This is a genomic window from Paenibacillus sp. CAU 1782, assembly GCF_054551715.1.
Genome location: NZ_JBTOLL010000003.1, coordinates 37922 through 59964, shown reverse-complemented (window position 1 = coordinate 59964; position 22043 = coordinate 37922). Strand labels below are relative to the sequence as shown.

The following is a 22043-nucleotide window of genomic DNA, read 5'->3' as shown; positions in this document are numbered from 1 at the left end:
AACTTTCAATTTGTAACGGTCATTTTTGACCATTAGATCCATAAAATGAACGTTTTTTCGCTTCATTTAAGCTGTAATGGACAGATTTGACCGTTAAAAGCTGTCGGATTGACTGAAACGTGCTCTAAGGGCCATTTTTGTCCGTTACAATTCTGCGTCAGCACGAGTGCCCCGAATTCGTTATGATTTGTGTTATGATTTGTGTTTTCATTAGAGGTCAGCTAGCCTTTTCCGTCGCGCGGTTTACTGGCGAAATTACAAGCGTTCAGTGTTCTGCGTTCAGCATTCAACATTTCAGCACTTCACATTTTGCATTTCAGTATTTCGCATTTCGCTTTTCAGCATTTCACGTTACTGCGTTCTGCGTTCTGCGCTCAGCATTCAACATTTCAGCGCTTCACATTTCGCATTTCAGCGTTCTGCGTTCTGCGTTCTGCGTTCTGCGTTCTGCGTTCTGCGTTCTGCGTTCTGCGTTCAGCATCGAATATTACGCTTGAGCCGCCACCATTTTCAAATACCGCAACGCGCGTTCCGCGTATGGGTATGGCGGGTGAAGCGCCGGGTCCTGCTCGCCCTCCAGCATCGCCCAGCCGTCATATCCCCTTGCCTGAAGCTCCGCGATGATAGGGCCGAAATCCAGGCATCCGTCTCCCGGCACGGTAAACACTCCTCTTCGAATGCAGGATACGAAGTCGCACCCATCCCGCTGCGCCTCGTCGAGCGTCTCCTGCCTGACATCCTTCAAATGCACATAACCGATCCTGTCATAGTGTTTTCTCAGCAGGCTCAAGGGATCGCCGCCGCCGTAATAGGCATGGCCGGTATCGTACAGAAGCCAGACAAGCGACGGGTCCGTAAGCTCCATCAGCCTGTCGATTTCCTCCGGGCTCTCCACAACGGTGCCGCCGTGATGATGGTACGTCAGCTTCATGCCGTATTCCCGAGCGATTGCCCCGGCAGCGTTCAAGCCTTCCGCAAGGCTTCTCCAGCCCGCTTCGTCGAGTCGCAGCACTTCTTTTTCATTTGGCGTACGGCGGGGATCAAAATGAAGTGAACCCCCTACCTCAGCCGTGCTGATCACGGTGCTCCCCATTTCATGGAGAAATTCAACGTGACTGCGGTACGCCGCCAGTTCCCGGTCGCGCCAGGACGGATCGGAGAACAGGACCGACTTCCACTGGGAAACCAGTTGAAGCCCCCGCGACGCTAGCTCCGACTTCAGCATCGCAATGTCCTGCGGATACTTGCGTCCCATCTCCGTTCCCGTCAAGCCCAGCCTGCGGATATCATCAAGAATCGTTTCATACGTCGTATCCGTGCCATGCTCGCGCACATCCTCGCCGACCCAATTAATGGGATGCGCGCCTAATTTGAATGTAAACGGCTTGCTCATTTTTTCCCCTCCCGTTATTGCGCTCGCGCATGCTCGCTGCCCTCTTACAAGCTGCGAGCCTCGCCGCTTCTCTTAGACATCCGCTCATGAGCCGCTTCTACCTTGTTGCTTGCGGAAACCTCCGGCACGCCGACCCGCCACCAGGATTCGTATCCGCCGGAATTGGTGCCCGGCAGCACTTTGATGTCGATAAGCGTGCTGGTGCTTTCCTTGCTCGCTTGCTGCAGCGCCGACCGAAGCTCTTCCTCGGTCGTAGCCGTATATGCTTTTACCCCCATGCTGCGGGCATGGGCGGCAAAGTCGATTGGCAGATAAGCGCCGTCTAACCTGTCGCTGCCGTCACGGTAGCGGAATTCATTGCCGAAGCCGTCGCTGCCGTGCTCGCGCTGCAAATTATGGATGCATTGGAAGCCGTGATTATCAAACAGGAGAACGGTTATTTTGACCCCTTCCTGAAGGCTTGTGACCAGTTCGGAATGAAGCATCAGATAGCTGCCGTCGCCCACAAGCGCATAGACGTTGCGGTCCGCCAACGCGGCGCCGAAAGCCCCGCTAACCTCGTAGCCCATACAGGAAAATCCGTATTCCATATGGTAGGAGCGTGGCTCAGCCGCGCGCCATAACCTGTGAAGATCGCCCGGCAAGCTGCCTGCCGCGCAGACGACTACGTCGGATGGCTGCAAGCTTTCGTTAATGACGCCAAGCGCATGGGTTTGCGCCAATCCCTCCGCCGCTTCCAGAGCATAGAGACGGTTTACTTCCCGATCCCACTCCGACTTCAAGCCGGACAATTCGCCATCGCCGTAGCCGCTCCGATACGATGCCTCCGTCAATGCCGCCTTCAAGGCGTCGAGCCCCTCGCGCGCATCCGCCGTAATAAACAAGCCATCCAGCTTAAAGGAATCGAAGGCGCTTACATTCAAATTAACAAACTGTACGTCCTCTCGCCCAAAAGCCGATTTTGAAGCCGTTGTAAAATCGGAATACCTCGTGCCAACGCCTATAATGACGTCCGCTTCCCGCGCGAGACGGTTGGCTGCCATCGTTCCCGTCACGCCGACGCCGCCCATATTAAGGGGATGGTCCCAAGGCAAAACGCTTTTTCCCGCCTGCGTTTCGGTTACCGGGATGCCGAACGCTTCGGCAAAAGCTTGCAGCTCCTTCTCCGCTCCTGAATACAGGACGCCGCCGCCCGCAATAATAAGCGGCCTGCGTTTGCCGGCGATAAGCTCCGCCGCGCGTTCAACCTGCGCCGGAGAAGCCGGGCGTCGGTCAATGATGTGCACCCGTTTTGCAAAAAACGCGGCCGGGTAATCATATGCCTCTGTCTGGACGTCCTGCGGCAGCGCCAGCGTCACCGCTCCTGTCTCCGCGGGATCGGTCAATACGCGCATCGCCTGCAAAGCCGCGCTCATCAGCTGCTCCGGGCGAACGACGCGATCCCAATACCGGCTGACCGGACGGAAAGCGTCGGCTGCCGAAATGGTATAATCGCTTGGCACCTCAAGCTGCTGCAGCACGGGGTCCGGCTGGCGGCAGGCAAAATTGTCGCCTGGCAGCAGCAGCACCGGAATGCGGTTGACCGTTGCCGTAGCCGCCGCCGTAACCATGTTCAGCGCTCCGGGACCGATAGAGGAAGTGCAGCCGTAAATTTGCAGCCTGCCGGATTGTTTGGCAAAAGCCGCCGCCGCATGCACCATGCCTTGTTCGTTTTTGCCCTGAATGTAACGAAGATCTCCTCCGTCCCGCTCCAGCGCTTCGCCGATTCCCGTAACGTTGCCGTGTCCGAAAATCCCCATAATCCCTTTTACAAATTTGGTTTCCTTGCCGTCGACCGACACATACTGATTGTCCAGAAACCTGAGCAGCGCCTGTGCCATCGTTAATCTGACCGTGTTTGTTTTGCTCATACTCTTTTGTTGCCTCCTCCCATATAGTAACCTTCGCCTCATCCTCTTCTGTCTGCGCTTGATGCTGTTCGGGTTTTGCTTTTCCATTCCAGCTAACCATCCATTCATCTATATAAGTTCAACTAGTGAAATCCAGTTCAATAGTTGAATTTATATCCACTAATCCTTCATCACGACCCATCCTTCATCGAGACCCAATCTTCATCTTGGCATATCTAATCTTCTTGGCTTATCTAATCATCATGACTGCATCAAAAGCGTCTCAGGTTTGAACGATTTAGTCCGCCATTCCAGCAGGGTAAGCGCTTAACCTGCTAAATGCCAAGCATGCGGCTAACGCCCCATGCTGCTCATTTGTGTACCTTTAAGCCAATGCCTTCTTCAGCAGGCTGATCTCTACGCCCGCCAGCATCATAATGCCAATGCCATGGTTGTCATTGACGACTGTACGCAGGTCATACATGTAATAGTCCGCGCTATACGAATATCTGGAGCCGCTGCATACGCCATGCACGTTGCCTTTCCGGTCGATGGCTTCTCCCGCTAATCCCAGCCATGCTTTTAGCGCGGCAGCCGTGTACCGGTCCGGGTCCTTCAACCAGCCAAATCGGACGCCCCTCGCAAACGCGTAAGCAAACATTGCCGTACAGGAAGCTTCCTCGTAGGCATCTCGCCGGTTAAGCACTTGATGCCATAACCCCGACTCTGCTTGCGCTGCCGCGATTCCTTCGCACAGCTCATGCAGCATATCCAGCAAATCACTGCGAAGATGGTGGGTCTCAGGGAGCTTCTCCAACAGCTCCGTCAGGGAAAACAGGCACCAGCCGTTGCCTCGGCCCCATGGAATCCGGGTTGCTTTTCCATATTTAAAATCAAATACATGAGACATCATCCCTTCAGGCTCCATTAGCAGATAGCTGCGGAACAGAAGAAATTGCTTTGCTGCTTCGTCCAGAGCCTCGCTCCTGCCGGTTGCTTCTGCGTAACGGATCAGGAATGGCGCGCTCATGTACAAATCGTCGGCCCACATCGTATTGGCGGAATATTCCCCGGGGCACAGCCGGTAAAATGCTCCGTCTTCCCGCCGCTCCAGCTTGCCCAGCATAAACTCTGCGATACGGTCGGCGATTGTCAGGAAGCTTCGGTCGCCGGTCATCAGATGCGCCTCCAGCATGGCGGAACCAAACGAGCCGCAATTATCCAGCATTTTGATCAGGACGAGCTGATGGTTGATCGCCGGAAAACCGTATTCATCGCGGTCCCATAAGGAATAGGCGTGCATATCGGTGCAAGCCCGGATATGCGAAAGCGCGTATTCGCTCAGGTCCTGTCGTCCCAGCTCACGGCCCATGCGCAGCAAGCCGTACATCGTGACGCCAAGCGGATAATCCCAACGCCCGTAATTGGTAGCCGATCCGGTCGTCCATTTGTTGCTCAACATCGCATTTTCGTAAAATGGCCGCATCCTGACATCCGGCGCATCGAGACTCCAATACAGTAATCCACCCCGTATAGCGGAAGGAAACAAGGTCGATGCCGCGCATGCCGCTTCAGGTTCGCATTCATAAGCAGGATCGACGGGTCCCGCCAGCAGCCAGGCTCCGTCATGGCCGTGTACCGGCAGCGGCAGCTTAAACGCCAACTCTTGACCTGCCCCGTGGGCAGCGGCAGTCATCGTAAAGCCCCAGCCAGCACCGCTTCCTGTTGTTTTCACAAAAACCTGTGCGGCGCCAGGTTCGACCGAAGCCGAAACGTTGTAGCTTCCAGCACCCTTGATATCGGCAACCATAACGCCGGCAAGCCAGATCGTTGTTGGCCCTTTAACTTCTCCACGGAGAACAATTTCCCGCGAGCCATAAGGAAGGTTTACCGAGCTCCAGCCATACCCTACAGCACCCGCAAAAGGAACCTCCGCCTCCCTGTATACCCGCTCAAAATTGCTCAGCGCGGCTTCCTCCGGCTTCCACTGGAGACGCGGCAGCCACTCTGCGCCGCTTTGCTCTTCGCTGACGGCATAATCCGGCTCGCCAAGCGCTCCCCCGAATCGGGGTTCGCTAAAGGGACCCGCGTATACCCATCCTGCGCTGCCGGAGCGGTTGGCGAACGGGGCCAGCACCTGAAGAATCCTTACTTTCCCTTCCTCCGCGCCAAAACGGCAGCCAAAACCGGCTTCCGTCCGCCTGGCCTCCAGCAGAAGCGTATTCCAGCCCTTCTGCAGCAGCAGCGGAATAACGGCGTATGCGCCGGGCTTTAGCTCATCAACCGCTGTGGAACGGTAGGCCAACTCTCCGTTGACATAAAAGCGAACAGGACCAAAGGACTCCAGCAAGGCGTCCAATGATCGTTCGTCGTCACTCCACACCAGTCCGTACATGTACCCGTAAGCGCCGTCACCGGCTTCAGGCATCCTGGCTTGCAAATCCATCTCGTACAGTCCATCCCCGGTTTGCAAAAAGCCGGCCTTGGAGAAGGACCTCATGGCAAACGGAATACGAGGATTCGCGCCGACATAGCGATCGGCCAGCACCTCCAGTACAGCTTTTTCGTCTTCGCCAAACCAATAACGCGCGCTTTCGCGCGGCTCCAGATAACGGGTCATTGCGCTTCCCCTTCCTTTCCCGCACCTTTCCCTGACAGTCTGATGTGTATGGTATGATCGTAAGGTGTGAGCAAATTGACTACTAATGTCTGACATCCCGACGGGTACGAAACATTGTTTAAAGCGATTGCCGCGTGGCGCTTGGAAGCGCCTTCAAGTTGAATCCAGTCATCACCCATGCTGTAACGGACGATACCGGAAGCCCATAACCGGGACGATGGTCCGGCAGGCTCCAGCCCTTCACCGCCAAGTATTCCTCCTCCGTCAAACACCAGCGACAGCTGAGTCAACATAGGTTCGGACTTGCCGCAGGCAATCCTGATTGTCCATCCCGTCTCCGTTTCATCAACCACGGCTTCTACCAAATGCGTTTGCTCATGCGTGACGGGCCTCAGCTGATGGGGAAACAAATACCACGGACTAATGCGACCGGACGAGCTGTCGGGCAAATGCTCACCCGCAACGGGGCCATAATACCCTTTTTTCTCGCTTGCCCTCAGGGTATAGCCGCTTCCTCCTTCCTCCAGCGTCCCCATTTTGACGAAGCCGGGGCCAAAAGAGGATGCCGCCTGGACGGCAAGCAGTCTGGCCGCGCCATGTCTCAGCGCAAAAAAAGAAGTGCCTTCCGTCATAACGGTTGCGCTGGTCGCTCCGTCTCGTATCCGGGCAACGGGCGCTCCGAACTCGGGATGCAGCCGGCTGTGGTAGATCACCCCGCCATGACCCGCCTTCTCCATTCCGCTCAAATAATGCTCTCTGTCAAAATCTTTGTTCAGCACAACCCGATAAACTTCCGGCAGCGGAGCCGGTGTGACGGTGAGATCCTTCAGCCCTGGCAATCGCAATAGGCCAACCAGCACGTTGTTGGGCAAGCCGCCGGGATGGTCCAGCAGTTCTCCCGCCAGCTCGGACATCGCGGCAAACAACGGATCGCCGTCATGCTCCGCCAACCAGCGTGCAGCCAGGAAATACGGTCCAAAATGATGCTTTACGCCAAAATCCTGCCGTCCGGAATAATCCGTAACCACCTCGCCGTCTGGATGAAGCAGATATGACATCATTCGCAAATTGCGGCGAACGGGCTCCAGCAGCTCCGGCATTTCCAACTGCTCAGCCGTATAGATAAGCGCAATATCGCTTACGGCATTGTAGATGCCGTTGCTTCGTTCCGTCCACTCTCCGTCCTCCGTGCAGTCCAAACCTTCCGCAAGCCATTGCAGCGCACGTTCCCTCAGCTCTTCACGCCCCGTCAGCTTATGCAGAAATCCCAGCGCCGCCGTCAAAATCCAGCGATGATTTGGCGTATGGCAGCCGCCGCTCAGCATGGCGGGAACCGTTCTCTCCAGAAAGAGGCGCAGCTGGCTGGTGGCGGCCGCAAGCGGCGGCCAATCCTCCCGCGCCAACAGCTCATGCACTTGCGCAAGACCGCCAATCACAAACCCGGTGTCCGGCGGAGAATGCATATTGGTCCAAGGCGGGGATATCGTGCCGTCTTCATGCTGGGAGGCCAGCATGTATTCTATTCCCCGTTCCATTCCGGCCAGGAGCTCCTTGCTGCGGTACAACGAAGAATCCGGATTAACAATCGCGGTTGCCCAAATCGCCAGATGCATCGCCGTCCCCAAATGGCTCGGCGATGGCAACCCGGTTGCGGGTTCTGTCACGCCGCCAAAAAACAACCCCTCCTCCTGGACCTGCCGCTTCAATCCTTCCAGCGCCCAGTCGTCATTTCGTATGACTAGCTTGTCGTACATGCTCACAACGCTCCACTCCTCCATCTTTCATCCCAAACCCCAAGCTGGCAGCCTTGCTTCGATTGAATACCGAAGCATTTCCACTAGCAACAATGCTAGCATCTGTCTCAGCCTCTACCGTCTCTGCCATACCTCTATCCCAAGCTCAACCTTTGACAGCGCCTAACATGACGCCGCTTACAAAATAGCGCTGGAGCCACGGATAGACGATCAGGATCGGCACCGTTGCAAAAATGACGCTTGCCGCCTTCAGTCCTTCCGGCACCATAGTTGTAATCTGCGAGCCTTCATTTTGCAGCAGGTCGGTAATCATGTTGTTCTGGATCATCTGATAAAGCTTTAGCTGAAGCGGATAAAGCTCCGGTTTCGTAATGTACATCAGCGTATCCTGGAAGCCATTCCAACGGGCAACTGCATAAAATAGACTCAGCGTCGCAATTACCGGCATGGACAATGGGAGCATGATGCTCATCAGCGTTCGGAAATGGCTGCTGCCGTCGATTTCAGCAGATTCCTCCAGGCTTTCCGGGATGTTGTTGAAAAACGAGACTAATATAATGAGATAAAAAGGATTGATCAATCCCGGAAGAACCAGCGCCCAAATCGTATCCAGCAGGTTCAGATTTCGGATCAAAATGTATTCCGGGATAATACCTCCGCTGAAAAACATCGTAATGACAACCAGCAGCATAATCCATTTGCGGCCTTTCAGCTTCTTCTTGGACAACGGATATCCAATTGCGATGGTCATTAGCATGCACAGCGCCGTCGTCAATAAAGTCAGCCCCACAGTAAAACCCAAGGAACGGATCATAGCCGCATTGGTAAAGACTTTGGAATACGCCTCAAAATTTACCTCGACGGGAAGCAAGCTTACCTTGCCGGAGGTTATGGCTCCCGGCGAGCTGAGGGAAACCGCAAAAATATGCACAAAAGGAGCCAAACAAACCAAGGTAGTTAATAAGAGTATGATAAAATTGGCGGTATTAAACGTCCGATCGGCGGTTTGAGCTTTCACGATTCTCCCGCTCCTCTCCATATCAGCTTAATCAGGAGGGTGCCTCCTGTTTATTTTCAGATTACATAATGCCTTCGTCGGTCAGCTTTTTGGACGTATAGTTGGCGCCTAATACAAAGATCAGACCTACAACCGCCTGGAAAAGCCCAACAACTGTGGCAAGCGTATATTGGCCGGACTGAATGCCCACCCGGTATACAAAGGTACTGAGCACATCCGCGTATTCGCGAACCGCCAAATTCCCGATCACGTAAGGGCGGTCAAAACCGATCGTAATCATGTGCCCAAGGTTGATAATGAGCAGCACCACAATTGTTGATCTCAGCCCCGGCAGCGTAATATGCCAAATTTGCTTCAGTCGTCCCGCGCCGTCGATTCCCGCCGCTTCGAACAATTCCTTGTTGATGCCCGTCAGCGCCGCCAAATAAATAATCGTTCCCCAGCCTGCGCTTTGCCACACGCCAACCAGCAGGTACGTAATCAGCCATTCATTTTTGCTGGTAAGGAACGGCACGGCGTCAAAGCCAAGTCCGGTAATCAGGTTGTTGATCATGCCCGATTGGGTGCCGAACACCTGATATACGATCCCCCCGATAATAACCCAGGAAATGAAATGGGGAATGTAGAGAATCGTTTGAGAGAGTTTTTTGAACCATACCATTTTCATTTCATAGAGCAAAATCGCTAAAAACAGAGGTGCCGGAAAAGAGATCAGCAGATCCAGAAAGTTCAACATCAGTGTATTGCGAAGCGTCAGATAAAAATCCTTCATCCCAAATACTTCCCTAAACGCCTCCAGACCAATCCACTCGCTTCCCCCGATGCCCTGGAAGAAGTTAAAATCCTTAAACGCAATTTGAATCCCGTACATGGGACCATATCTGAAAATCAAAAAATAGGAAATCGGCAGCAATAGCAGTGCATAAAGCTGCCAGTATCGAAGCAGATAAGAAGTTGTACGCACGGCGGTTTCCTCCCTGATGGCGCCGGGCGGCGGAGCCGAGGCCTCCGGTCTTTTAGACCTGAGCCCCGGAACCATGCTCAACTAAAGCATGCTCCCCCGCATCGGGCCAATCTCTTTATTTGGACTGCATTTCCTTGTAAACCTCGGTACGCTCGTCCAGAATGGCCTGGCCGCCGCTTGCCATATAATCCTTCATCATCGATTCGTAAATGCTTTCGAATTGATCAGGCTTAGCCATCGTCGTTTTTACAATAATCTCGTTGAACTTATCTTTAAGCGTTGTTGCGTATTTGGTCTGCGCTTCAATTGGTTTCGACATCAGAAGCGGTTCGATACCGTCCGTATGTGCGATTTGTTGCGCTGCTTCAACTTCTGCAAAAAACTTGCTTGGCATTTGCATAGCGCGAGCTTTGAGGTTTTTCTCCTGGCTGCCTAGCTGCTTGCCGTTGGAGATAATGCCCATGTCGCCGGAGTTGTACAGACGGTCAAGCACTTCCTGAGGCTGATCATCCATTGCTAACGCAATGCCGTCGACCAGCTTGTAGTTTTCGTTTTCGATGCCGTTTTGGATGTGGAACAAATGGTCGTCCGAAGCCATCCACTCCAGGTATTTAATTGCTTCCGCAGCGCGCTCGCTGGATTTTGGAATCATGATGTACATGCCGTTTGCCGCATATAGCGGTTTAGGATGTTTGCCCTCTTCATTCGTGAACGCATCAATTGGCGTCAGCTTGGCGCCCGGAATATTGGTTTGCAGCAGATCATACATAAGATTTTCATAGAACGGGTTAATGTCATCCTCCGAGAAGAAACCAATTTTTCCGTTGGACACGTCTTCGCCCAGCTTTTTCTTGTCATTGTCCAGGCCAAAGTCTTTGCTGATCAACCCTTCGTTGTACAGCTTGTTCATAAATTGCAAGCCATCCTTGAAGCCAGGAAGCAGGATTGGATAATCGTTGGAACCAAGCTGCTGGGTAAGCGTATATTTTTGCTCGTCAGTCATGGACTTGATAAACGACCAGAGCAGCGGCTCGAATTGAGCGTTTGCAATCGTCATGCCCATCGGGATCACTTGACCGCCTGTTTGGCCGGGATCTTTTTCTTTAAACGCTTTCAATACCTCATAAAGCTCATCTGTTGTTTGCGGAATCTCCATGCCCAGCGTATTCAGCCAATCCTCGCGGATAAAGGAAGCATATTTGCCAATGTTGGAGCGTTTGGCCGGAATAGCATATTGAACGCCGTCGTATTTGCCGTAAGCCAATACGTCTTCGCCAATAAACTCTTTAAGCTTTGTGCCATGCTCATCCAGCAGCGCGCCTACATCCGTCAAGCCTTTTTGCGAGGCGTAGCGGTTAAATGTGTTGGGATCGTACGTAAACACGATATCCGGTACATTGGAGCCGCTTGCCATCAGCACGTTCAGCTTTTCTACTTCCTCGGACCGCGGAACCGGAACAAATTCAACGTCAATGTTGTTGGGATCTCCAAAGCTTTCCTGTACATAATTGGTTAAATAGTTGTTAGTAATTGTGACTCCCGCCGGCGAATTGCCGCGGTCGAACACTTCAATCTTTAATGTTACGCGTTTAGCCGGCTTTTCTCCGCCGTTTGATGAACCCGGTTCACTGCTGCTGCCCGAATTGGACGAGCATGCCGTAAACACCATTGCACAAGCCAAAATCAAAGCTGCAACCGACCCTTTTTTTCTCCATACATTGCGTTTCTTCCCGTTCATTGTTCCAACCCCTTCATAATGTGATGTTGGTCATCCGATGAGGCGTACGCGTTTAATGTCAACGCTTACATCTGCTTTGATTCACGTCGTCATCGGATTGGCTACAGTATGTCATGGAAGTTCGGGGCGCCGCAATAAACCAGTTTCTGATCCATAAACCTTGCCGTTTTTGGGCGAAAATAAAGGGAATAAACGTTTTTCGTATGCTAAACCAAATTCAAATTATGCTGTTGTAGCGCGCTTTTCCGGGTTTCATCTGCAGTTTTCTGAAGTCGCCCGGGGTTACCCCGACCAGCCGCTTGAAGACCCTTCCGAAGGTAATGGAGTTGGCGTATCCAACCCGCAATGCAATTTGCTGAACCGTCTCCGACGTATCCGCCAGAAGCTGTTCCGCGCGCTCCATTCTCAGCTGTACCAGAAAATCAACAAACTTCATATTAAACTCTTCCTTAAAGAGATAACTGCCGTATTTGGCGGATACCTGAAAACGATCGCTTAAATGCTTCAGGGACAAATCGGGATTATCAAAGTTTTCTTCAATATAAGATCGCATCTCGTTAATCATGGCGCGATGGTTTTTGGTTTCGCTATAAGCAACGTACGTCCGGTAAATTTCCGTGAGGCGATCCAGGAAAAGCGACTTTAACCCTTCCAGCGTTGAAGCGGCATCAACCGCTGCCCGCCAGTCCACGGCTTCTTTTCCTTCAAAATGGGCCGTCAATTCCCTGGACATGCCGTCCATTTCCCGTGCCAGCATTTCCAGCGTCGTATCCAGAAGCATCACAATTTCCGTGTCGCGCAGACAATCCCGCTGCATCTGCCAGAACATTGCCTCCGCGCAATTCCGCCAGCTGCCATCGGCAAGCCGGAATTCCCTCACCAGCTCCGCGCCGGACTGGACGTAAACATACCAGCTGCGGCTGCCAGGACCCGGCATTTCGTCGCTGGCGAAAACCGTCCGGTCGCCAAGCGACATTTTGTGCTGCAGAGCTTCAAGCGCCGCGGAATAGGATTGCCCGATTTCGGTCCAGCTTCGGACGACAGGCCCTATGCCAAACAGCAGCGACATGCGCAAATGATCCTTGACCCAGCCGTTTCCTTTTTGCGCGAAATCAGTGATTTGATCTTTTGCAGGAGCATTCTCATCGCTGAAACCAACGATAATGCCGATCCGGTTTTCGGATACCCACTCCGCTAGCCCGTACATGCCGTCCGCTTGGGCCAGCTCCTGCATCACATTCATAAGGGCAAATTTCAGCGCATGCTGGTCCCTTGAGGAAAAATCGCTCCGAAAATCGCCGTATTGGCTAATTTCCGCCACAATAAACGACATTTTGGACAGGGTTACCCCTTCCGGCACCAATCCCAGCTTCCATAGTCGCCCTTTTACCTTTTCAAGCTGCTCGCCATGCACGATATCATGAAATAGCTGCCGCCGGTTGACCAGCAAATTCTCATGGCGCTGCTTGTCATAATCCTCCGTTTTTTGAATCAGGTTTTCCAAGGCATGATCGATAAAAGCAAGTTCGTCCACCTTCTGGCCAAATGTGCCGCTGCGCAAGGAGACCGACTCCACCCGGTTCATCATAACCCGGATCGGTTTATAATTTTTCCGCGTGATGTAAATGATATACAAGGATGCAAACAATACCGTCAACACGCCAATACCGACCCAAATATACGAAACCAGCGACAGCCACATAAACAATTGCTCCGTCACGATGCCGCTTTCGAAAGTCCAACCCAGCAGGTCCACTTCAACGCGATTTAGCACCTTGGGCGGTTTGCCGTCTGCTTCCGCGCTTCCGCTTATGGTGGAAAACAGCAGTTCCCCGTTCCCGTCCCGCACATTAAGGACCGACACTTCATCGTTGATCATTGTGCGAAGCATCTGCTCCACCGCGTACATATTTACATTAATGATGACTATGCCATCTGTGCCAAAAGGAAGCGGCTCCCGCTTATACATCGAAATGATTCGCTGCTGCGGCTCCAGCTTCAGCTCGTGGTACGTGCGAATATCCGACCAGCCGCCGTATTCCGGGTTGGCCAATGCCTGTTCAATAAAGGCTTTATCCGCAAAAGAGTCCCAGCTGACAAGCCCGCTCCGTGTCAGCACCTGTTTGTCCTTAATCCGGTAAATGTACATGGAATCAATCAGCGTATCGCTGGCCACGATATCGCGCATGCTGGCCACCACATCGAATATGATCTGACTGTTTTCATTTGCCTTCTCGGGCTCCAGAAATTCCCGGTAATTATTATTTTTTTGAACCTCGCTCAGCATATCCATTTCAATAGCTTTCAGCGAGCGGGTTATCCGATCCGCCGCATAGTTGGTTGTGGTACGGTCCGCTTTGATGGTTTCTTTGTGAGAGATATCATTAAGCATAATAAAGGAGATAAAAACAAGAATCGTAACGGTAAACAGAAATATCGGAAAGTAGGAAAAAAACAATCTCCTGAACCAGTTTTTATTCATTGCGGCACCTCCATTGTTGTAAGCGCTTACCAATAAGGGTAAGCGCTTACCTTCACGCTCTATTCTAACCAATATTCTCATTCGTTTCAATGGAAAAAATACTGAGCATAACGCCGAACGTCAGGATGGAGCCGCCTGCAAAAATGTGAACATAAAGGCGTGCGCGTGACTGGAGTTGCCGCTCATGAAAAAACACCCCATTTCTAGCGGAAGCCGGTTCAACATCATGTTGATTTCCGATATCCGCTATATGGGGTGCATGTTATGTCTTTAGAGTCTTAGCCTTTGGCGCTAACGGTATATTTCTCACGAGCTTTTACCGTCGCTTCAACCATGATGCGAAGCGCGGCTACGGTTTCTTCCTGTTTGCGCGTTTTCAGGCCGCAGTCCGGATTGATCCAGAACAGCTCCGGCGGCAATACGCGCAAAGCGCGGTCGATCATGGAGGTCATCTCGTCGACGGAAGGAACGCGCGGGCTATGGATGTCGTAGACGCCAAGGCCGATTTCCTTGTCATATGTGAATTCCTCGAAGCTGCCAACCAGCTCGCCATGACTGCGCGATGTTTCAATGGAGATGACGTCAGCGTCCAAAGCGCTGATGGATTCGATGATATCATGGAATTCGCTATAGCACATATGAGTATGGATTTGCGTTTCGTCCTTCACTGTGGAAGTGGACAAGCGGAACGCTTTGACCGTCCAGTCCAGGTAATGGCCCCAATATTCGCGCTTGAGCGGAAGTCCCTCGCGCATTGCCGGCTCATCCACCTGGATCATGCCGATACCAGCGGCCTCCAAAGCCTCAACCTCTTCCCGAAGCGCCAATGCGATCTGGTAAGCAACCTCCTCGCGCGGCTTGTCATCCCGTACAAAGGACCAGTTCAGAATGGTAATCGGTCCTGTCAACATGCCTTTTACCGGTAGCTTGGTCAAGGATTGCGCATAAACCGTTTCCGTCACGGTCATCGGCGCAGGCAGCTCCACGTCGCCGAAAATAATCGGCGGTTTTACGCAGCGTGAACCGTACGATTGAACCCAGCCGCCCGACGTAAACGCAAACCCGTCCAGCTTTTCACCAAAAAACTCAACCATGTCATTGCGTTCGAACTCGCCGTGCACAAGCACATCCAGGCCAAGCTCCTCTTGAATGCAGATCCAGGTTTGGATCTGCTCGTTGACGAAACCTTCATATTGCTCGTTGCTCCACTCGCCCTTGCGCCATTTTTGACGTGCGCTGCGCACTTCCGGCGTTTGCGGGAAGCTTCCGATTGTTGTTGTCGGCAGCAGCGGCAAATTCCAGCGCTTGCGCTGCGCCGCGCTACGAACTGCTGTATAGCTTGGTCTCGCGGAAGGCTGCGAGTCCAGTTCCGCAATGCGGCGATGAACTTCGCTTCGAGCGCGGGAAGGCGATTGGTTCAGCGCATCGCGGCTTGCTTTGCTAGCCGCCACTTCGCCTGCAACAGCTTCGGCTCCCCCTTGGCCGCCTTTAGCCAATACGGCGATTTCGGTCAGCTTTTCCTCTGCAAAAGCCAGCGCCTCGCGCAGCACGGAGTCCAAGCCGTGTTCTGCCGCCGCGCTTACCGGCACGTGCAGCAGGCTGCTGGAAGGTTGTACGACGATGCGATCCGGGGATACAATGCCCGCCAGCTTGCCCAGCAGCTCCAGCTTTTCACCCAGATCCGCTCTCCAGATGCCTCTTCCGTCGATCAAGCCGGCTCCAAGCACTTTGTCGGCAGGGAAGCCATGTTTAATGACGGATTCCAGATTGCGCCCGCCGTCATGGACAAAATCAAGTCCGATGCCTTGTACCGGCAAAGCCGTTACGGCCTCGTAGTAGTCGACCGCTTCAAAGTAGGTTTGAAGCTGGATGTTGAGACCCGGCGCAGCTTTCGCCAATTCACCGTAGAGCGAAGCGATCAGCTCCAGGTCGCGGTCGCCAAGCGTCGTGGCCAAAATAGGCTCATCGATTTGGACCCATTGAACGCCTTCTTCCGCCAGTTCCCTCAGGATTTGGCTATACAGCGGAAGAAGCTTGCCGATCCAGTTCTCCAGCTCTTCCTGTCCATATCCTTTGGACAATTTAAGAAAGGTGTACAGGCCCAGCAGCACCGGGCGGCCGTCGATGCCAAGCTCCGCTTTTGCTTCGCGGTATGCTGCCAGAGGGCGGTTGATCGTCAGCTTTGGTTCAATGCCGCCAAGCTCCGGCACGATATAGTGATAGTTGGTGTTGAACCATTTGGTCATTTCGCATGCCGTTGCTTCTTTATTTCCGCGTGCAAGGGCGTAATACAGCTCCAGACTTGGCACTCCGCCGTCATATTGGAAACGCGATGGTACCAGGCCGAACATGGAGGAGGTGTCCAGCACATGATCGTAGTAAGTGAAATCGCCAACCGGAATAATGTCGATGCCGCGCTCCTGCTGCGTTTTCAGATTGCCCAGGCGAATGCCTTTCAGCTCCGCGTGAAAATCCTGTTCGTTAAGCTTGCCGCTCCAAAATGCCTCTAATGCTTTTTTCCATTCACGGTTCCGCCCGATGCGGGGATAACCCAGGTTGCCGCTTTTCATATGGTAATCTCTCCCTGTTCAAATGTAATTGATCTATATAAGTTGAATAAATAATTTCAGCGAAGAGGGGCCGACATGTGAAAAGTTCTTCCAAGCATATGCTTTTCTACAGAACCATTCATACTCTAGCCTGCCGCTTGTTCCTATTGTCCAACTTATTTCTACAGCTTAAATGCTTGCAAGAAGAAGATACCATACGGGAAAGGGTATAAAGTAACACTCATTAGCTATTGCTGGTTATAGCCAAAAGCTATATCGGAAAAGATGCCAAAAAACCTGCCCAAAGACGGGCAGGCATGGCATTGACTCATTATGTAGCTCAGCGGACTTTTTGAACTACCTCTCAAAATGAAAGTTCAAAAAGTTCGCTTTTCAGTACCAAGAAGATGGCAAGAAGCTAGAAATCGAGGAGCGGAGCTTAGTGTAAGCTAAGTGAGCACCTCCAATGTTTCCGGAGGAAACATGCTTCGTAAGCATACGCTTATTTCAGCTGAATGCCATATTCGACGCTGGCCATGACGCCAGTCATGCCCCGTAATGGAACGCGGACTTTTTGAACATCCTCATAAAATGAAAGTTCAAAAAGTTCGCTTTTCAGTACCAAGAAGATGGCAAGAAGCTAGAAATCGAGGACCGGAGCGTAGTGATAGCTACGTGAGGACCGGAGATTTCGGCTGAATGCCATATTCGACGCCGGCCATGACGCTAGTCATGCCCCGTATTGGAAAGCGGACTTTTTGAACATCCTCTCAAAGCGCCAGGGTTTCGTGTAGCGCTTCGATGTAGGCCGCCCCCAGCTTGGAAAGCGCCGCGTTCCGGTGGGCGATCCAGCCAACATGAATGCTTTCGTCGCTTTCCAGCGGAATCGGGATAATTTCATTGCCGTTCAAATCGGCGCTTAATACGCCTGTAGAGATCGTGTAGCCGTTAAGTCCAATCAGCAAATTAAATAATGTGGCCCGGTCGTTGACGCAGATGCTTTTGCGATGGGACAACGTGCTTAATATTTCTTCCGAAAAATGAAAGGAGTTGTATTCTCCCTGCTCAAAATAGAGATACGGATACTCCTGAAGCTGGTCCAGCGTCACGCTGGCATGCTGAGCAAGCGGATTTTTGACGCTGATAAAAATATGGGCCCGCGCCTTAAACAGGCTGGTAAACGTCAAATTGGCATTTTTGAGCAGGCGGTTTATTACTTTGGAGTTAAATTCGTTGACGTAGAGAATACCGATTTCGCTCCGCTGAGTTTTTACATCCTGAATGATCTCATGGGTTTTCGTTTCGCGCAGCGCCAATTCGTATTCGTCGTGTCCGTGCTCCGCCACAAGCTTTACGAAGGCGTTGACGGCAAAGGCATAATGCTGGGTTGAAACGGAAAAATGCTGCGGCGCGGGTTTGGCGTTCAGATACCGGCTCTCCAGCAGCTCCGCTTGTTCGATGACTTGGCGCGCGTAACCCAGAAATTCCGCCCCGTCCTTGGTCAAGGAAATGCCTTTGTTCGTCCGTTCAAAAATGGTTAGCCCGATCTGTTCCTCCAGCTCTTTGATTGCGCTCGACAAGCTGGGCTGGGAAATAAACAAACGTTTGGCCGCTTCGTTCATGGAGCCCCTCGTCGCAACCTCGATTACATACCGCAATTGTTGAAGCGTCATGCTCCACCGCTCCTTTGCCACTGGGCATCGCTGCGGGTGAAATGCGCAACGGAATCACGGGTCAAAATCCGCTCCGGCGTTTCAAAGGGCGCATGCTGCAAATAATGAATCATCATCCCCGTTCCTCTCCCCATGTACATGTTGTTTCCCATTATACCACTGGAGCAAAATTCCGGGAAACGTTGTGATCCCAAGAAAAAAAGGCCGCTTTGCTCCGGGGAGGGAAGCGTACAAACACTCCGTTCCGGTGCAAGCGGCCTTCCTAAGAAAAAAACTTCATGACGCTATTGGTTTACTAATAACATCTAACCTCGTAGATGCTTGCCGAGGCGTCGCCGTTGGTCGCCTGGATAACGATGCGAATGGCATCCGTAACTACCGGCGCTTCAAGCCGATGAACTCTCAGCCGCTGGTAATTGCCCCGTTCTTTGGCCACGACCTCCCATTCCCCATTAATCCACGCTTCGATCACATAATCCTTTGGACATTGCGGATCGCGATAAAACGGCGCGTAACGATGATATTCCGTGCGCAGATGTCCCGGAAAGGTGAAGTGCACCTCACGCAGCTTCCGTGCATCCTCCCAGTCCAGCTGCAGCCATTGATGGAGCGGCTGGCTTCCGTCCGACCGCCAAACATTGGTATACCGATGCGGTCGAGTGACGCCGCTGATGACATTGCCCGGCTCGTAGCAGCCCTGCGGCGGCGAAACCCGATAGCTCATCGTGGAGCCGTCTCCCGAGTAACGTCTCATCCGACCGGCTCCGATTTCGTAGGCGGAAGGATGTCCCGGCACAAATGCGCCTGCGGAATGCCATTGCACGTTTGGATTCGGCAGCAGATCCAGCCTCACATATGATCCCGGCTTCAAGCCGCTTCCTTCACCCAGATTAAGCTCCCATCGCACCCACTCTTTAGCCGACCGTGGCGGTATATCCAGCCTGTGGGTTGCGAGAACAGTTCCTGTATCCACGCGATAATCCCAGATGTGATCCACTGGCACCAGCTTTAAGTCAAGGGATTGGATGATGTCGCTGTCATTGCTCAAGCAAACCTCCAGATGTGCAATCCCGTCTCTTCCAACCGCAATCCATTGACCCCGGCGGTGATCCAGAGGTTCAGGCGGAGCTGCCGGGTTGTTACGGTTCCATGCAGATTCCAGCCCTCCCGTATGGTCAACGCTTTCCGGTCCGGCTCCATGAAGAAGCTCCTGGCTGCTGGCCGTAACCTTTGCCTCCCGTGCAAAATCATCCGGGTCCTCGTTAACGACATTGGGCAGGAAGCAGCCGTCGCGCAGCAGCTTTTGCTGCAGCTCCTTTGCCGCTTTTTCCGGAAGCTCCTTCAGCGGAATGCCCTTTTGCAGCGCCATTGCCGCCGCCGTTCCCGCCGCCTGTCCCATCAAGGCGGTGGTCGCCATGACGCGGACCGTGCCAAGCGCCGCATGCGTCACGCTGACGTTGCGGCCAGCCAACAGCAAATTGTCGGCATCCTTTGCAATCAATATCCGCAGCGGGATGCCGTAAGGACCGCAGTAGCTTTTGACCGCGTATTCCGTCGTTTCCGTGTAACCTTCCGCGCTGGCCGGTTCCGCCGTAGGGGCCAGGAGGCCGCCCGGGGTATGCAAATCGATAAACCATCCCCCAAATGCGATTTCATCGGGAAACACCGTACGGTTTAAGGGGTCGTGCTCCGTCATCAGGTATTGCCCCATCACTCTGCGGCTTTCCCGCTTGCCCGGCACTTGGCCGATCCAGTCAAGCGCCAGATTTTTGGACTGCTCCTTCAGCTTGGGGTCCTTGTTTTTGATCCAGTCCCAAATGCCCAGCGTATGGCGGGTCAGTTCATGACGGATCGTTTCATTGTCGTAAACCGTATTCCACGGTACTCCGATCTCGATCCACCAGTAGCCCGCTTCGATGTCGTACACCATACGTCCCTGTTTGTCGAAAAAATCGGGATCATCGTAGCTCACCGCCCAGTCGGGAGCGGCAAACGGCACCGGTCGCCCCATATCCTTCGCCCGAAAATGAATGGAATTCCCCATTGTTGCATCGCTTGCCTCCAGCGGCGCATGCGGCTCATTAAACTCGTCGCGGCCTTCGGAGCCCCAGCGCCACTCGCAACCCGCCATATCGGAAACAACGGCATCGCCCGTGCAATCGATAAACACATCGCCCTGGATTTTCAACAGCGTTTCCGCCCCGGCCACACGGCCCGAAACGGCCGTCAGCTTCCCTTTACCATCCTGTTCGACCTCAACAATGGACGTGTTGAGATGGAAGGTTAAATTGGGCGTATTCACCGCCATGTTGTACATCGTCAAATCCCATACGCTGTTGGTCCAGCCGTTTTCACGGATTTTCTCATGGTTAAGCGCTCTTTCTTCAATCAGCAGCTCCGATATAATGCCCGTTTCACGGGCATAGTTGTGGAATGCGGCGGCTCCATGCGGAGTTACCCGAATTTCCGACGAGCTGTTTCCGCCAAACACCGGCCGGTCCTGAATCAAGCATACGCTTGCCCCCGATCTCGCCGCAGCCACCGCCGCGCAAAAACCGGCCAATCCCCCGCCGCATACAACAACCTCATAACGTTCTGTCACATTTTTCATCTAACAACATCTCCTTTATTAGAATAAACCTATAAGTTCAACTGACGATAAATTTTACACGTGTAAAATTTTAAGTAAAAGAATAGCCCGCCGGCTCCGGGCATTTTTTTTATACGGAGCCGCGAACAGTCAACTCGGCTTCAAGCACTCCTGCGGCAGGCCTTTCGTTGGCTTCGCCGGTCATTGCAGCGGTAATTGCACCGATAAAATAAGCCGTTCCCAGGCTGCCCAATTCTTCACGCGGATACACCAGCGTTGTCAGCGGAGGCGAGGTTTCTCCCGACATCAATATGCCTTCACAGCCGGCAACCGCCAACTGAACCGGGACGTTAACGTCCATCTTTCGGCAAGCGGACAATACGCCAAGCGCCATCAAATCATTTACGGCAACGATCGCGGTGTAAGGCAATGTGGCCCCTTGAGCGCAGCTCTCCAGCTTTTCGGCCATAACAGCGCTGGCCTTTTCAAAGGTTCCGCCACCAAACAGCGTCATCTCATCGCTGCACATCAATCCTTCGGCTTCCGCCGCTTCACGGAACGCAATTGCTCTGGAACTTGTATAGTGCCGTGGTGAACCATGGGTCATGAGCGCTACCCGTTGGTGTCCGCGTTCCTTAAGATGCGCGGCCAGCTTTGCCATCGCTTTTGTCCAGTCCAAATCCAGGGACTTTACCCCTTCATGGGCGATCGCAGGCGCCATCAGCGAAAAAAGCGGCGTGCCGGTAGATAAAAAATGATCAATGGTATCCTCTCGCAGCGATTGGCCCAGCAGCATAACGCCATCGACCCGGCCATGAAGTTGCTCCTTTAACTCTTCCTCGCCTTGTTCGCTGTACGAGTGGAAAAACACGGCATATCCATGCCGTTGCGCCGTTTGTTCGACATGCAGCAGCACGCCTGCTTCAAAGGGATTGCCAAGCGAACCAACAAGCACGGCGATTTGCCGGCTCTGCTTCATCTTCAGTCCCCGCGCCATCATATTGGGACGGTAACCAAGCTGCTGTATCGCCTCCAGCACTTTGCGCCGGGTCGTCTCCTTGACTACCGGCTTGTTGTGCAGCACATAGGACACAACCGCTTCCGATACGCCGGCCAGCTCCGCTACCTGTTTACGCGTAGCCATACATCGCCTCCTCCATATAATTTACTCGTGTAAATTTATTATATGACGCTCTCTTCTCTTTGACAACCGTTTTTTTCCTGCAAAAACTCCAAGGAGATGTTTGGCTCCGGTATTGTCAGATCTTTGAAACTTTTTTGAAATGATGAAAATATAGGGAAAACGACGCAATTGATAATAGCGTTTCATACGTTGGAAGAGTATGATAGAAGTGATAAATTTAGGACAGCCG

The 22043-nt window shown here is 52.9% G+C and carries 12 protein-coding genes; all 12 read right to left on the bottom strand.

The features are described 5' to 3' along the window. Positions 1 to 487 precede the first annotated feature (487 nt). A complete protein-coding gene (iolE, locus tag ACX93W_RS11005) occupies positions 488 to 1393 on the bottom strand; it encodes a myo-inosose-2 dehydratase (protein ID WP_459392420.1) in 906 nt (301 codons plus the stop codon). 44 nt (positions 1394 to 1437) lie between these two features. Beyond that, entirely contained in the window at positions 1438 to 3303 is a 1866-nt protein-coding gene (gene iolD / locus ACX93W_RS11000) for a 3D-(3,5/4)-trihydroxycyclohexane-1,2-dione acylhydrolase (decyclizing) (protein WP_459392419.1), read from the bottom strand. 364 nt (positions 3304 to 3667) lie between these two features. After that, the gene (locus ACX93W_RS10995) at positions 3668 to 5902 is read right to left on the bottom strand and encodes a glycoside hydrolase family 88/105 protein (RefSeq protein WP_459392418.1); all 2235 of its coding nucleotides are present in this window, start codon (positions 5900 to 5902) and stop codon (positions 3668 to 3670) included. Beyond that, on the bottom strand, positions 5899 to 7656 hold the full coding sequence (locus tag ACX93W_RS10990; RefSeq protein WP_459392658.1) for a hypothetical protein: 1758 nt from the start codon (positions 7654 to 7656) through the stop codon (positions 5899 to 5901). Before ACX93W_RS10990 ends, ACX93W_RS10995 begins: the two co-directional genes overlap by 4 nt. A gap of 145 nt (positions 7657 to 7801) precedes the next feature. Next, positions 7802 to 8674 (bottom strand): carbohydrate ABC transporter permease, encoded by an 873-nt coding sequence (locus tag ACX93W_RS10985; RefSeq protein WP_459392417.1) that lies wholly within the window; start codon positions 8672 to 8674, stop codon positions 7802 to 7804. Positions 8675 to 8735: 61 nt separating this feature from the next. Beyond that, positions 8736 to 9638 carry an ABC transporter permease gene (locus tag ACX93W_RS10980; protein ID WP_459392416.1) on the bottom strand — a complete coding sequence of 301 codons (903 nt, stop codon included), beginning with the start codon at positions 9636 to 9638 and terminating at the stop codon, positions 8736 to 8738. 115 nt (positions 9639 to 9753) lie between these two features. Then, positions 9754 to 11376, bottom strand: a complete 1623-nt coding sequence (locus tag ACX93W_RS10975; protein ID WP_459392415.1) for an extracellular solute-binding protein — start codon at positions 11374 to 11376, stop codon at positions 9754 to 9756. A gap of 217 nt (positions 11377 to 11593) precedes the next feature. Next, positions 11594 to 13858 (bottom strand): helix-turn-helix domain-containing protein, encoded by a 2265-nt coding sequence (locus ACX93W_RS10970; protein ID WP_459392414.1) that lies wholly within the window; start codon positions 13856 to 13858, stop codon positions 11594 to 11596. Between the two features lie 278 nt (positions 13859 to 14136). Then, positions 14137 to 16428 (bottom strand): 5-methyltetrahydropteroyltriglutamate--homocysteine S-methyltransferase, encoded by a 2292-nt coding sequence (metE, locus tag ACX93W_RS10965; RefSeq protein WP_459392413.1) that lies wholly within the window; start codon positions 16426 to 16428, stop codon positions 14137 to 14139. A gap of 749 nt (positions 16429 to 17177) precedes the next feature. Then, positions 17178 to 18080 carry a LysR family transcriptional regulator gene (locus ACX93W_RS10960; protein WP_459392412.1) on the bottom strand — a complete coding sequence of 301 codons (903 nt, stop codon included), beginning with the start codon at positions 18078 to 18080 and terminating at the stop codon, positions 17178 to 17180. Between the two features lie 295 nt (positions 18081 to 18375). Then, positions 18376 to 20691 (bottom strand): FAD-dependent oxidoreductase, encoded by a 2316-nt coding sequence (locus ACX93W_RS10955; RefSeq protein WP_459392411.1) that lies wholly within the window; start codon positions 20689 to 20691, stop codon positions 18376 to 18378. Between the two features lie 109 nt (positions 20692 to 20800). Further along, entirely contained in the window at positions 20801 to 21814 is a 1014-nt protein-coding gene (locus ACX93W_RS10950) for a LacI family DNA-binding transcriptional regulator (protein WP_459392410.1), read from the bottom strand. Positions 21815 to 22043 lie beyond the last annotated feature (229 nt).

What these genes read in the sequence shown, in the direction of transcription:
- ACX93W_RS10960 (WP_459392412.1), bottom strand. Translation starts at nt 18,080, where the DNA reads ATGACGCTTCAACAATTGCGGTATGTAATCGAGGTTGCGACGAGGGGC.
- ACX93W_RS10955 (WP_459392411.1), bottom strand. Translation starts at nt 20,691, where the DNA reads ATGAAAAATGTGACAGAACGTTATGAGGTTGTTGTATGCGGCGGGGGA.
- ACX93W_RS10950 (WP_459392410.1), bottom strand. Translation starts at nt 21,814, where the DNA reads ATGGCTACGCGTAAACAGGTAGCGGAGCTGGCCGGCGTATCGGAAGCG.
- ACX93W_RS10975 (WP_459392415.1), bottom strand. Translation starts at nt 11,376, where the DNA reads ATGAACGGGAAGAAACGCAATGTATGGAGAAAAAAAGGGTCGGTTGCA.
- metE (WP_459392413.1), bottom strand. Translation starts at nt 16,428, where the DNA reads ATGAAAAGCGGCAACCTGGGTTATCCCCGCATCGGGCGGAACCGTGAA.
- ACX93W_RS10995 (WP_459392418.1), bottom strand. Translation starts at nt 5,902, where the DNA reads ATGACCCGTTATCTGGAGCCGCGCGAAAGCGCGCGTTATTGGTTTGGC.
- iolE (WP_459392420.1), bottom strand. Translation starts at nt 1,393, where the DNA reads ATGAGCAAGCCGTTTACATTCAAATTAGGCGCGCATCCCATTAATTGG.
- ACX93W_RS10990 (WP_459392658.1), bottom strand. Translation starts at nt 7,656, where the DNA reads ATGTACGACAAGCTAGTCATACGAAATGACGACTGGGCGCTGGAAGGA.
- ACX93W_RS10970 (WP_459392414.1), bottom strand. Translation starts at nt 13,858, where the DNA reads ATGAATAAAAACTGGTTCAGGAGATTGTTTTTTTCCTACTTTCCGATA.
- iolD (WP_459392419.1), bottom strand. Translation starts at nt 3,303, where the DNA reads ATGAGCAAAACAAACACGGTCAGATTAACGATGGCACAGGCGCTGCTC.